The sequence below is a fragment of the Streptomyces sp. AC555_RSS877 genome, assembly GCF_019049245.1.
Taxonomy (GTDB): Bacteria; Actinomycetota; Actinomycetes; order Streptomycetales; family Streptomycetaceae; genus Streptomyces.
In genome coordinates, this window is sequence record NZ_JAGMUK010000054.1 from 227025 (window position 1) to 238833 (window position 11809).

The following is an 11809-nucleotide window of genomic DNA, read 5'->3' on the forward strand; positions in this document are numbered from 1 at the left end:
CCCCGGAGGTACGCATGGAGCGGACGGACCCGGAAGGCCACGGCCCCGTCCGTTTCGGGCCGCCGCTTCCCGAGGACGGGCTGCCCGTGCTGCCCGAGCTGTCCGCCGTACTGGCCGCGGCCGCGGGCCGCGCCGGCAGCGAACCGGTAGGCGGCGGAAGGGCCCTCCTGGAGGCGGCGTGCGGCTACTGGGACCGGCGCGGTCTGCCCACCGAGCCCGACCGCGTGGTCGCCGCCCCCGGCTCCCCGTCCCTGCTCCTCGCGCTGACCGCCGCCCTCGGCGGCGACGTCCTCGTGCCGCGGCCCTGCGCCGCCTGGTGGGCGCCGTACGCACGCCTGCTGGGAAGACCCGCCTTCCATGTCGCGACACCGGCGGAGTGCGGCGGGATCCCGGACTCGTACGCCCTCCTGGAGACCGTCCGCCGGGTCCGTGAGGAGGGCGGGGACCCACGGCTGCTCGTGCTGTCCGTCGCCGACGACCCGACCGCCACCGTGGCCCCGCCCGAACTGCTGCACGAGGCGCTGGAGGCCGCCGTGGGGGAGGGGCTGCACCTGGTCAGCGACGAGACCTGGCGCGACACCCTGCACGTCCCGCACGACACCGTCCTGGTCAGCCCGGCCGAGATGCTTCCCGGGAAGGTCACCGTCGTCACCGACCTGGCCGGCGCCCTGCTGCCCACCGGCTGGCCGGCCGCCGTCGCCCGCTTCCCCGGGGGCGAGGCCGGCGACGCCCTCCGCGCCCGCGTCCTCGACGTGCTCACCGCGCTCGGCGCCCGTGTCGCCGCCCCGGTCGCCGCCGCCGCCACGTACGCCCTGACGGAACCCGAGCCGGTGACCGCCCGCGTCGAAGCCGCCGTACGCCTGCACGCGCGCGTGGCCGCCGCCGCGCACACGGCCGTCGCCACGGCGGGCGCCCTGGCCCCGCCCCCGCAGGCCGGCCGGCACCTCTACGTCGACCTCGATCCGCTGCGGACCGCGCTCAGTGGGCACGGGGTCGGCGACGCCCAGGAACTGGAGGACTTCCTCACCGCCCGGCTCGGCATGCCCGCGCCCGGCGGCCACCGCTTCGGCGACGACCTCGGGGCGCTGCGCGTGCGGCTGTCCACGGGCCCTCTGCTGGGCGGCACGGACGAGGAGAACGCGCAATGCCTCGGTTCACCCTCGCCGTTGGAACTGCCACACGCGCAACGCGCGTTGACCCTCCTGGGATCGGTCTTCGACGATCTCCGCGACGACGCTCAGCGATGGGAGCCTCCTCGATGACGCAGCAGTCCGAGTCGACCACGAGCACACCCGGCCCCGACACCCACGCTCAGGCGGCCCCGTCCTCCCGCACGCCTGCCTCCTCCTTCACGCCCCTCACAGCCCCGAGGCCGCTCGGCGAACGCCGGGTGTGGCCGCGTTCCTTCCACGACCGGCTGACCTCCCCGCTGCCCGACCTGAAGTCCATGGCCCGCTTCGCCCGCGAGGGTTCCATCCGCCCCGGCCGCGAAGGCCTCGCGGACATCCCCCGCCTGCCCTTCGAACCGGCCCCGCTGCCCCGCGTCGACGCGCGCACGATCGCCGTCTCCTGGGCGGGGCACGCCAGTTGGGTCGTGCGGATCGGCGGGCTGACCGTCCTCACCGACCCGGTCTGGTCCCGCCGCATCCTCGGCACCCCCGCCCGCGTCACCCCCGTCGGCATCGCCTGGAGCGACCTGCCGCGCATCGACGCCGTCGTCATCAGCCACAACCACTACGACCACCTGGACGCCCCCACCCTGCGCCGACTCCCGCGCGAGACACCGGTGTTCGCGCCGGCCGGGCTCGCCCGCTGGTTCCACCGCCGCCGCTTCACCAACGTCACGGAGCTGGACTGGTGGGAGGCGGCCGAACTGGACGGCGTCCGCCTCGACTTCGTGCCCGCCCACCACTGGTCCAAGCGCTCCCTCACCGACACCTGCCGCACCCTGTGGGGCGGCTGGGTGCTCACCGACCCCGACGGCCAGCGCGTCTACTTCGCGGGCGACACGGGATACGGCCACTGGTTCTCCCGCATCGGGCAGCGCTACCCCGGCATCGACCTCGCCCTGCTGCCCATCGGCGCCTACGACCCCCGCTGGTGGCTCAGCGACGTCCACTGCGACCCGGAGGAGGCGGTGCGCGCCGCGCGGGACCTCGGGGCACGCCGTATGGCCCCCATGCACTGGGCGACGTTCGTCCTGTCCGCGGAGCCCGTGCTTGAGCCGCTCACCCGGGTCCGGGCGGCCTGGGAGCAGGCGGGCCTGGACCGCGAGAACCTGTGGGACCTGCCGGTGGGAGGCTCCCGGATCCTCGACTAGGGCCTGTGCCGGGACGTCCCACTCTCCGGGGAACTTTCGGCAGGGAGGCCGTGCCTCAATGAAGTCCGGCAACGATGTCATCCGGCTTGACCGCATTCTTGCGGCGTCGAACATATCGTGAGAGCTCCACCGCACCGGTTACCGCGAACGCGAGGCCAACGCCGACGGCGACGGCGAGGAGCGTGTTCTCCTGGAAGAAGACACCACCGAGGTATCCCGACAGTGCGGTATGGGCACTCCAGGTGAAGGTGGAGATCGCCACGTACGGCACGAACCGCCGCATCGGATATCTCACCACTCCCGCCGTGCCCGTCACGAGATGGCGTCCGACCGGAATGAATCGCGTGGAGACGAGTACGAAACCGCCGCGTAGTTCCAGTTCGCGCTCGAACCAGTCATACGCCTTCCGGCGCTTGGTGCCGACTGGCAGGCGCTTCACTACGCGTTCCCCCATCAACCGGCCGATGGAGTAGGGGACGAGGTCGCCGAGAAAGGCGCCGGCCGTCGTAGCGGCGATGACCAGCATGATATTCGTCTGCCCGGTTGCGCCGGCGATTCCTGCGAGGATCACGACGGGTTCGCTCGGGATCAACGGCAGGAAAGAGTCGAGTAAGGACACCGCGATGAGCACGGCGTAGAGTGCGGGCGACGCTATGAAGGACTCCGTGAGGGCTATCCAGTCGGGCATCTACTGCTCGCCTCCTGCCAGATTGGGTGCCGTGGTGAGCATCCAGTGACTGAACGCGGCGTAGCGTTGCGCGAATTCGACTGCGTCGCCGGCATGTTCGACGGCAGCGGAGTGCTCGCGGACCGTGTCGAAGCGGGCGCTGCGGGCGTGCTCGTAGACGGTGAGGGCCCTTTCCAGGTCGGCCTCGGCTGCCAGGCTGCTGCGGGATTCTCTCGACCGGCGCCCGGGCCGTCGTCGCCGCCGGCCCGCGGCGCGTCATCTGGCTCGGTGCCTACGCATGACGACCACCGTGCCGCCCGGCCTTGCCGAGCTGACCGGGATCATGGCTTACACCGACTTCGCGACCAGCGCGTCGGCGTCCGTGCGGGAGGCCTTGGGCCTGGGCTCGCTGCACGTCGGCTCGACGCGGGCACTGGCCATCCGCGAGGACCCGAGCCACTTCTTCAACCGGGCGGGTGGGTTCGGCGCCGAGAGTCCGATCACCGTCGACGAACTGGTCCGGGTCTGCGACTTCTACCGGGAGCAGCGGGTGTCGCAGGGCTCGCTCATGATCGCACCGCCGTTGCTGCCGCCGGACTGGGCTGCCACCGCCGCGAAACCGGGCCTTGCCGAGAGCAGCCGCTGCACCGAGCTGGGCTGTGACATCGAAGCCCTGCCCGCCGCCACCGACCGTGCCGCACTGGATCCGGGTTGGCGCGTCGGCGTCGTCGAAGCCCACCAGGCCCGGGAGTGGGCCACAGTCATGATGACCACCTTCGGGTTCACCACCCCGGACATGATCGAGATGGCCGCGTCATGCGTGGGCAGGGCCGACTGGCGGCAGTACGCGGTCTGGGCGGGCGAGCGGACCGTCGCCGTCGGGAGCGTCTTCCTGAACGGGGAGTGCGCCGACATGTTCGGCGGGGCGACACTCCCGGAAGCACGCGGCCGTGGCGCCCAGTCGGCGCTGCTCACCGCTCGCGTCCGGGCGGCCACCGCCGAGGGCTGTCGATGGTTCGTCGCCGAGACCGGCGTGGAAGGTCCCGGTGAACACAACCCGTCACTGCGCAACATGGTGCGCGTCGGCTTCGAGCCGTTGTACGAGCGGGCCACCTGGCTGTGGCGGGCGTAGCCCGTTGATGTCGCGGCCGGTACCCGGCCGGGCGAGCCGTGTCAGCTTTGCTCGGCGGGCCGGCGGACCCGCTTCCACACACTCGGCGCCACGCTGATCACCACGGTCAGCGCGACCGCCGCGACCACGCCCTGCCAGGGCTCGCTGAACAGCGATCCCCCCAGGATCCCGATCAACTGGTACGTCACCGACCAGGCCAGGCAGGCCGGCAGGTTGCCGCGGGCGAAGCGGCGCATCGGCCACTCGGCCATCAGACAGGCCAGCATGACCGGTATCCGGCCGGCCGGCACCAGCCGGGACAGCACCAGGACCGCCACGCCATGACCGGCCAGTTTCCCCTGGGCCTGCGTGAGCCGGTCCTCGGGCGCACGCGAGCGGATCGCCTCCAGCCAGCGCGAGCCGTTCTTCGACCCCATGCCGCGCCGCCCCAGCCAGTACAGGGTCATGTCACCGAGGAACGCGGCCGCCGAGGCCGTCACGAACACCAGCGCCAGCGCGAACGGCGCCGTCTGGTGAAAGGCCACCACGGCCGCCGAACTCACCAGCGCCCCCGTCGGCACGACCGGCACCAGCGCCCCGAGCAGCACCAGCACGAACAGCGTCGGATACCCGATCGCATGCTGGGTGGACTCCGGTGTCACCCCGGTCGAGACGGCCGCCAGCCATGTCACCGGGCGACCTCCAGCCGCACGCTCTCCCCGTGCCCGAGCCGGTGCACCGACACCCCCGGCGCCTGCTCGGCCGCGAGGCGCACGAACTCGTCGCCCGGCGTGTGGAACTCGTGCGGGCGCACCGCGTCCAACCCGATCGGCCAGTACGTGCCGTAGTGCACGGGCACCGCACTGCGCGGTGCCAGCCGGGTCAGCGCCTCCGCGGCCCGCCCCGCGTCCAGGTGTCCCTCGCCGAGGTACGGGCCCCAGCCGCCCACCGGCAGCAACGCCACGTCGACCGGGCCGACCTCCTTCGCCATCTCGTCGAACAGGCCGGTGTCCCCGGCGAAGTACGTACGGCCCTCGCCCTCCACGACGAAGCCGAGGGCGGGGGAGTGGTGCGGCCCGAGCGGCAGCCGTCTGCCGTCGTGCCGGGCCGGCACGACCCGGACCAGCAGGTCACCGATCCTCGTCTCGTCCCCGGGCGCCACCTCGCTCACCCTCAGATGCGCGAGCCGGCGCAACCCCGGCACCGACCGTGGTGCGCCCCGGGGCACGAGCAGGCGCGTGCCCGGTGCCAACCGCGCCAGCGAGGGCACGTGCAGATGGTCGGCGTGCAGATGGGACACCAGCGCGACGTCCGCGCGCCAGGCACCGGGCGGCGGCAACGCCCCGCGACGGCGCCGCAGATGAGCCAGTCGGCGGGCGAACAGGGGGTCGGTGAGCACACGTACGTCCGAATCGGTGACCGTGCAGGTGGCGTGACCCCACCAGGTGATCTCCACCGGCACCTCTTTGCCTCCTTCGCGCGACTCCCCGAAGCCTACGGGCAGGAGTAGGGTCGGCGGCGAAACCCGGAGGTGAGGGGGGCTCCATGGGAGAGGTTCGCGGTGCCTCGGGCACGCGCCCGCCGTTGCGTGTCACGGCGATCGCCAGCCTGACGCCCCTGGAGGCGCTCGACGACGACCCCTTCCTGGTGGACTCCCGCAGCCAGCACGCGATGTGCGCCCGCTGGGCCGTCGAGCGCGGCTACGTCGTCACCCGGGAACTCCTGGTGTGCGGGCTCCGGCCCGACCACGGCGTCCTGTGGGAGGGCGTCCGGCCCGGCCGCGACGTCTTCGTCGCCCCGAGCCTGCGCGTCCTGCGAAGCGCCCTGTCATCGGTCGACGAGTTCACCGCCGAGTGCGCACGCCGCGGGGTACGGGTCGAGACGGTCGGGCGCGCGGAACCGTCGTACGACGCCCAGATGAAGGCCCGGGTGCACCGGAGACTGTCCATGCCGACCGCCGGGTACGACGGGCGCTAGGCCCGCCGACAGCGGCCTGCCCGGACGGACCCGTATGACAGGCTTGCCCCGGGCCCGCACCGATGACGGGCCGGGCCGGACGTGAGGTGTGCTGGGCGTGCGTGGAGGGCGTTGGCGGCGGGTCGCCAGTCAGGTCGGGCGGAGCGTCGCCGTGTGGGCCGTCTCCACCCTCACGATGCTCGTCCTGGCAGGCATCCTGCCGGACTTCCGGCTCCAGTCCCCCGACGGCGACAGCGCCACCCGGATCGCCGTCACCGCCGCCTTCGGGGCGGGCGCCTTCGGCGTGCTGTCGGCCTTGTTCTGGCCCCTGCTGGTACGCCTGATGCTGCTCGTGCCCGCGCTCGTGCTCGGGCTGCTGGTCTTCTTCCTCAACGGCGCGCTGCTGCTGCTCGCCCTGCGCCTGAACCCGGCCGAGCAGGGGGACGCCGCCCCGGAGACCGCGGTCGTCGTCGCCGCCGTGATGTCCGCCGTCGCCTCCGCCACCGGCGCCACGCTCGCCGTGCGCGACGACGACGCCTACCGGCGCCGCCTGTACCGCCTCGCCGACCGCCGCCGCAGAGGCGGCGCCCCGGCCTGCCCCGCCAGCCCCGGCACCGTCTTCATACAGCTCGACGGCGTCGGCCACGACATCCTGCTCGACGCCGTCCGCCAGGGCCTGATGCCCACCGTCGCCCGCTGGCTCTCCGCCGACGACAGCGCCGGCCCCGGCGGCGGCCGGCGCCGGCCCACCCACCGGCTCACCCCGTGGCGCACCGACTGGTCCAGCCAGACCGGCGCCAGCCAGCTCGGCATCCTGCACGGCAGCAACCACGACGTGCCCGCCTTCCGCTGGTACGAGAAGGACCGCGGCGAGGTCATGGTCTGCAACCGCCCCACCAGCGCCGCCGAACTCCAGCGCCGCGCCGTCGAGGCCACCGGCGACGGCGGACTGCTCGGCGCCGACGGCGCCAGCCGCGGCAACCTCTTCTCCGGCGGCGCCGACGAACAGGCCCTCGTGCTGTCCATCGCGACCCGCCGCCGCAGCCGCGAGAACCGCTCCCGGGCGGGCTACTTCGCCTACTTCTCCGACCCGGCCAACGCCGTGCGCACCGCCATGTCCTTCGTCGCCGAGGTCGGCCGCGAGATCGGCCAGTCCACCCGGGCCCGCACCCGCAAGGTCCGCCCACGCGTGGGACGCGGCGGCCTCTACCCCTTCATCCGCGCCTTCGCGACCGTCGTCGAACGCGACGTCGTCGTCGCCGCGGTGACCGGCGACATGCTCGCCGGCCGCACCGCCGTCTACGCCGACCTCGTCGCGTACGACGAAGTGGCCCACCACTCCGGGCCGACGAGCCGCGACGCCCTCAAGGTCCTCGAACGCCTCGACCGCTCCCTCGCCCTGATCGAGAACGTCACCGAGCACGCCCCGCGCCCGTACCGCATCGTCGTCCTGTCCGACCACGGCCAGAGCCCCGGCGAAACCTTCCGCACCCGCTACGGCCTCACCCTCGGCGACCTGGTCCGGGCCGGCTGCGGGCTGCCCGTGCCCCGCAGGGCCCGGCGCACCCACAGCGGCGCCGAGGCCCGCGCGGCCGTACGGACCGCACTGCACCGGCCCGTCGAGGAGGGCGGCGAACAGTACCGCCCCTCCGGCCCCCGCTCGGAGCCCATCGTGCTGGCCTCCGGCAACCTCGGCCTGGTCTCCTTCCCGGACGTACCGCACCGGATGAGCAAGGAGGAGATCGACGCCCGCCACCCCGCCCTGCTGACGACCCTCGCCAACCACCCCGGCATCGGCTTCCTGCTGGTGCGCAGCGAGGAACACGGCGGCGTCGTCCTCGGCCCGTTCGGCACCGAGATCCCCCTGGACGAACTCGACGACCACCCCGGCCCGCTCGCCGACTTCGGGCCCGGCGCCGCCGACGCCGTCCGCCGCACCCACTCCTTCCCGCACACCGCCGACATCATGGTCAACTCCTGGTACGACCCGGCCGACGGCGAAGTCCTCGCCTTCGAGGAACAGATCGGCTCGCACGGCGGCCTCGGCGGCGCCCAGGCCAAGGCCTTCCTGCTGTCGCCGCTCGCCCTGTCCGCACCCGCCGAGGACGGCACGCACCTCGCCGGAGCCGAACACATCCACCGTGTGCTGCGCCGCTGGCTGCGCGAGACGGACGGCCCGCAGGTACCGCTGGCGGCGCGTGAGGACCGACGCGCCGCCTGACCTGCCACTCCCGCCGCTCCTTTGCACGGCGGCCCCGGAAAATGGGCTGCGCCCGCCGACCACCGCACCCACACTGTTCGTACCGGACGCCGCACACCCGCGCGCCCTTCTCGAACATCCCCAGGAGCCGCTCCTTGCAGGCAGCCGTCACCGTCACGCCCTCCCGCCTCCCCGAGCTGCTGCTCGGCCTGGCCACCGTGCGGCCGGTCTTCGTCTGGGGCGCCCCCGGCATCGGAAAGTCTTCCCTGGTAAGGGACTTCGCCGACTCACTGGGCCTGGAGTGCGTGAGCCTGCTCGGCACCCAGCTCGCGCCCGAGGACCTCATCGGCGTCCCCCAGATCCGCGACGGCCGCTCGGTGTTCTGCCCGCCCGAGACCATCGCCCGCGACGAGCCGTACTGCCTGTTCCTGGACGAGCTGAACGCGGCCACCCCGGACGTGCAGAAGGCGTTCTACTCGCTGATCCTGGACCGCCGTATCGGCTCCTACGAACTCCCCCAGGGCTCCATCGTCATCGGCGCCGGAAACCGCGCCACCGACAACGCCCTCGCCCGCCCGATCGCCTCCGCCCTCGTCAACCGCCTCACCCACGTCCACCTGGAGGCGTCCGGGAGGGACTGGCTGGCCTGGGCCGCGGGCAACGGCATCCACCCCTGGATCGTCGACCACCTCACCGACCGGCCCGACCACCTGTGGTCCAAGCCGCCGAAGACCGAGGAGCCCTTCTCCACGCCCCGCTCCTGGCACATGCTCTCCGACGCCCTGCACTCCTTCGGCCAGGGCCTCGACGAGGACACCCTGAAGGTGCTGGCCCACGGCACGCTGACCCCCGCGCACGCGACCGCGTTCTGCGGCTACGTCAAGATCGTGCGCAGCCGGTTCGGCATCGAGGCGATCCTCAAGGGCGACGCCCGCTGGCCGAACCGCATCGAGGACCGCGACCTGCTCTACTACCTCGCCGAGTCCTTCCGCGGCCGCCTGATCAAGGAACTCCCGGCCGGCAAGGAGCACATGTCGGCGAACGGGCGGCAGACCGCCTACCGCGCCAAGTCACTGCTCGTGCAGCTCGCGGAGATCTCCGTGGAGGTCGCCCAGAGCGTCATCGCCTCCGACCCCGACGGCAACCCCCTGCTGCCCGCCTGGTTCCTCATCGAGGCGGCCCGTGACATGCCCCGGCTGGTGGAGGCACGCCGATGAGCCGAGGCGGCAAGCGGGACCGGCCCAAGAAGGACCCCGCCGCCGAGGCGTGCGAGGAGGGCCTGCGCCTGGTGCGGGCGAACCCGGCGCTGGCCGCGATCGACGCCACGACGTGCCGCGACAAGGACTGCGAACTGGCCCCCCGGGACGGCCTCGCCCGGGTCACCTCCAACGGCCGCGTGCATCTGCACCCCACCCGCCTCGCGGAACCCGAGGACTGGGCCTGGGCCATCGCCCACGCCCTGATCCACCTCGGCTTCGGCCACGTCCCCGCCGCTCACGGCGAGCGCGTCCAGCCCGACCGCCACGACCTCGCCGCCCGCTGCACGGTCGTCAACCGCTTCCTGCTGACCTCTCCCGTCGGCCGGGCGCCGGACCATCTGCCGCCGTCCTACCCCGGCGGTGACGAGGAACAACTGGCCGCCGGCTGGCGGCGAACGGGCATCCCGGGCGCGTACGAGCACTGCGGTACGGCGGGCGGAGAGTCCGACCAGCTCCTCCTGCCCTGGAACAAGTGGGACCCCCACGTGCCGAACTGGCAGGCCGCGTTCGCGACCGCCCTGACCCGCACCATGTCCACCGCACTCGACCTGGCGGGCGGCCGCCGCGACGCCATGACGGGCAGCCCCACCCGGCTGCGCCCCTGGGAACGGGCCCTGAGCTGGTTCGTGTCCTCCTATCCGCTGCTGGGCGGCATCGCGGCCGGCATCCGACTCGTCGCCGACGCCGAACTCGCCCGCGCCCACGGCATCTCCGTCGCCGCGGTGAACGCCGAGGCGGGTGAGATCTACCTCAACCCCCTGCGCGAACTCGACGACGAGGAATGGCGGTTCGTCCTCGCCCACGAAATGCTGCACGCGGCGCTGCGGCACGGCGACCGCTGCGGCACCCGCGACCCTTACCTCTTCAACGTCGCCTGCGACTACGTCATCAACGGCTGGCTGACCGAGATGCAGGTCGGCACCATGCCGGCGGGCCTGCTGCACGACCCGGAACTGACCGGCCTGTCCGCGGAGGAGGCCTACGACCGCATCGCCGTCGACCTGCGGCGGACGCGCCGCCTGTCCACGCTGCGCGGCAAGGGCCGCGGCGACATCCTGGGCGGCCCGATCCGCCCGCCCGGCGCCCCGGTCGACCTCGACGAGTTCTACCGGCGCGGCCTCGCCCACGGCCTCGACCTGCACCAAGGGCAGGACCGCGGTTTCCTGCCCGGCGGCCTGGTCGAGGAGATCCGCGCGCTCAGCCACCCCCCGCTGCCCTGGGACGCCCGACTCGCCCGCTGGTTCGACGAGTTCGTACCCCGACCGGAGCCCGTACGGTCGTTCGCGCGCCCCTCCCGCCGCCAGGCGGCCACCCCCGACATCCCGCGCGCCGGACGCTACTTCCCGCCCGAGGAGATCGCCCGCTGCACGTTCGGCGTCGTCCTCGACACGTCCGGCTCCATGGACCGGACCCTGCTCGGCAAGGCGCTGGGCGCGATCGCCTCGTACGCCGAGGCCCGCGACGTACCCGCCGCCCGGGTCGTGTTCTGCGACGCCGCCCCGCACGACGCCGGCTATCTGCCCGTCACGGACATCGCGGGCCGGGTACGGGTGCACGGCCGCGGCGGCACCGTGCTGCAACCCGGCATCGACCTGCTGCACCGCGCTGACGACTTCCCGCCCGCCGCACCGGTCCTGGTGATCACCGACGGCTGGTGCGACGTCCTGCGGGTGCGCCGCGAGCACGCCTACCTGATCCCGCGGGGGGCGCGGCTCCCGTTCAGCGCCCGTGGACCGGTCTTCCGCGTGAGCTGAGCCGGAGTGTGATCGTATGGAGTCCGCAACCCGGTTCCGGGACCATAGGAAAGGAATGACCGTGGCTACCACGCGCTCCGCACACACCGTCTGGGAAGGCAACCTGCTCGAGGGCAACGGAGTCGTCACCTTCGACTCCTCGGGCGCCATCGACCAGCAGCCGGTGACGTGGGCTGCCCGCACGCAGGAGGCGAACGGCAAGACCAGCCCCGAGGAGCTGATCGCGGCCGCCCACTCCAGCTGCTTCTCCATGGCGTTCTCGCACGCCCTGGCCGGGGCGGGCACCCCGCCCACCAAGCTCGTCACCTCCGCCGACGTCACCTTCCAGCCGGGAGAGGGCATCACCGGCATCCACCTCACCGTCGAGGGCACCGTGCCGGGCCTGGACGAGGACGGCTTCGTCGCCGCCGCCGAGGACGCCAAGGTGAACTGCCCCGTCAGCCAGGCCCTGAAGGCCGTACCGATCACCCTGTCCGCGAAGCTCGCCTGACCGGACCGGCACACCACGACCGTCGCGCGGGCGGCCCCACCCGGGGCGGCCC

11 protein-coding genes are annotated in these 11809 nt (G+C 73.2%); 8 read left to right on the forward strand and 3 right to left on the reverse strand.

Going from position 1 to position 11809, the window contains the following annotated elements; translation table 11 throughout:
* Nucleotides 1–14: 14 nt before the first annotated feature.
* Together KUM49_RS24625 and KUM49_RS24630 are read left to right on the forward strand one after the other, a co-directional pair.
* Nucleotides 15–1262, forward strand: a complete 1248-nt coding sequence (locus KUM49_RS24625) for an aminotransferase class I/II-fold pyridoxal phosphate-dependent enzyme (protein WP_217239100.1) — start codon at nucleotides 15–17, stop codon at nucleotides 1260–1262.
* A complete protein-coding gene (locus KUM49_RS24630) occupies nucleotides 1259–2320 on the forward strand; it encodes an MBL fold metallo-hydrolase (protein ID WP_217239101.1) in 1062 nt (353 codons plus the stop codon). The genes KUM49_RS24625 and KUM49_RS24630 overlap by 4 nt, the downstream gene beginning before the upstream one ends.
* Before the next feature lie 55 nt (nucleotides 2321–2375).
* Here the strand turns inward: KUM49_RS24630 and KUM49_RS24635 are convergent, their stop codons facing one another.
* Entirely contained in the window at nucleotides 2376–3008 is a 633-nt protein-coding gene (locus KUM49_RS24635; protein WP_217239102.1) for a DedA family protein, read from the reverse strand.
* Nucleotides 3009–3285: 277 nt separating this feature from the next.
* Between KUM49_RS24635 and KUM49_RS24640 the strand changes: the two genes are divergently transcribed.
* Nucleotides 3286–4119 carry a GNAT family N-acetyltransferase gene (locus KUM49_RS24640; protein ID WP_217239103.1) on the forward strand — a complete coding sequence of 278 codons (834 nt, stop codon included), beginning with the start codon at nucleotides 3286–3288 and terminating at the stop codon, nucleotides 4117–4119.
* Between the two features lie 41 nt (nucleotides 4120–4160).
* On the opposite strand, the gene KUM49_RS24645 is transcribed toward KUM49_RS24640, so the two are convergent.
* Both KUM49_RS24645 and KUM49_RS24650 read right to left on the reverse strand, forming a co-directional pair.
* Nucleotides 4161–4790 carry a DedA family protein gene (locus KUM49_RS24645; protein WP_217239104.1) on the reverse strand — a complete coding sequence of 210 codons (630 nt, stop codon included), beginning with the start codon at nucleotides 4788–4790 and terminating at the stop codon, nucleotides 4161–4163.
* Complete coding sequence (locus KUM49_RS24650; RefSeq protein ID WP_217239105.1) at nucleotides 4787–5560, reverse strand: MBL fold metallo-hydrolase; 774 nt, start codon at nucleotides 5558–5560, stop codon at nucleotides 4787–4789. The genes KUM49_RS24645 and KUM49_RS24650 overlap by 4 nt, the downstream gene beginning before the upstream one ends.
* Before the next feature lie 83 nt (nucleotides 5561–5643).
* Between KUM49_RS24650 and KUM49_RS24655 the strand changes: the two genes are divergently transcribed.
* The 5 genes from KUM49_RS24655 to KUM49_RS24675 all read left to right on the forward strand — a co-directional run bounded on the left by KUM49_RS24655 (nucleotide 5644) and on the right by KUM49_RS24675 (nucleotide 11757).
* Nucleotides 5644–6075 (forward strand): hypothetical protein, encoded by a 432-nt coding sequence (locus tag KUM49_RS24655; protein ID WP_217239106.1) that lies wholly within the window; start codon nucleotides 5644–5646, stop codon nucleotides 6073–6075.
* 97 nt (nucleotides 6076–6172) lie between these two features.
* The gene (locus KUM49_RS24660) at nucleotides 6173–8275 is read left to right on the forward strand and encodes a phage holin family protein (RefSeq protein ID WP_308406719.1); all 2103 of its coding nucleotides are present in this window, start codon (nucleotides 6173–6175) and stop codon (nucleotides 8273–8275) included.
* Between the two features lie 134 nt (nucleotides 8276–8409).
* A complete protein-coding gene (locus tag KUM49_RS24665) occupies nucleotides 8410–9471 on the forward strand; it encodes an ATP-binding protein (RefSeq protein WP_217239107.1) in 1062 nt (353 codons plus the stop codon).
* Nucleotides 9468–11267, forward strand: a complete 1800-nt coding sequence (locus tag KUM49_RS24670) for a hypothetical protein (RefSeq protein ID WP_217239108.1) — start codon at nucleotides 9468–9470, stop codon at nucleotides 11265–11267. The genes KUM49_RS24665 and KUM49_RS24670 overlap by 4 nt, the downstream gene beginning before the upstream one ends.
* 61 nt (nucleotides 11268–11328) lie before the next feature.
* The gene (locus KUM49_RS24675; protein ID WP_217239109.1) at nucleotides 11329–11757 is read left to right on the forward strand and encodes an OsmC family protein; all 429 of its coding nucleotides are present in this window, start codon (nucleotides 11329–11331) and stop codon (nucleotides 11755–11757) included.
* The last annotated feature ends 52 nt before the right edge of the window (nucleotides 11758–11809 follow it).

What these genes read in the sequence shown, in the direction of transcription:
- KUM49_RS24625 (WP_217239100.1), top strand. Translation starts at nt 15, where the DNA reads ATGGAGCGGACGGACCCGGAAGGCCACGGCCCCGTCCGTTTCGGGCCG.
- KUM49_RS24630 (WP_217239101.1), top strand. Translation starts at nt 1,259, where the DNA reads ATGACGCAGCAGTCCGAGTCGACCACGAGCACACCCGGCCCCGACACC.
- KUM49_RS24635 (WP_217239102.1), bottom strand. Translation starts at nt 3,008, where the DNA reads ATGCCCGACTGGATAGCCCTCACGGAGTCCTTCATAGCGTCGCCCGCA.
- KUM49_RS24640 (WP_217239103.1), top strand. Translation starts at nt 3,286, where the DNA reads ATGACGACCACCGTGCCGCCCGGCCTTGCCGAGCTGACCGGGATCATG.
- KUM49_RS24655 (WP_217239106.1), top strand. Translation starts at nt 5,644, where the DNA reads ATGGGAGAGGTTCGCGGTGCCTCGGGCACGCGCCCGCCGTTGCGTGTC.
- KUM49_RS24670 (WP_217239108.1), top strand. Translation starts at nt 9,468, where the DNA reads ATGAGCCGAGGCGGCAAGCGGGACCGGCCCAAGAAGGACCCCGCCGCC.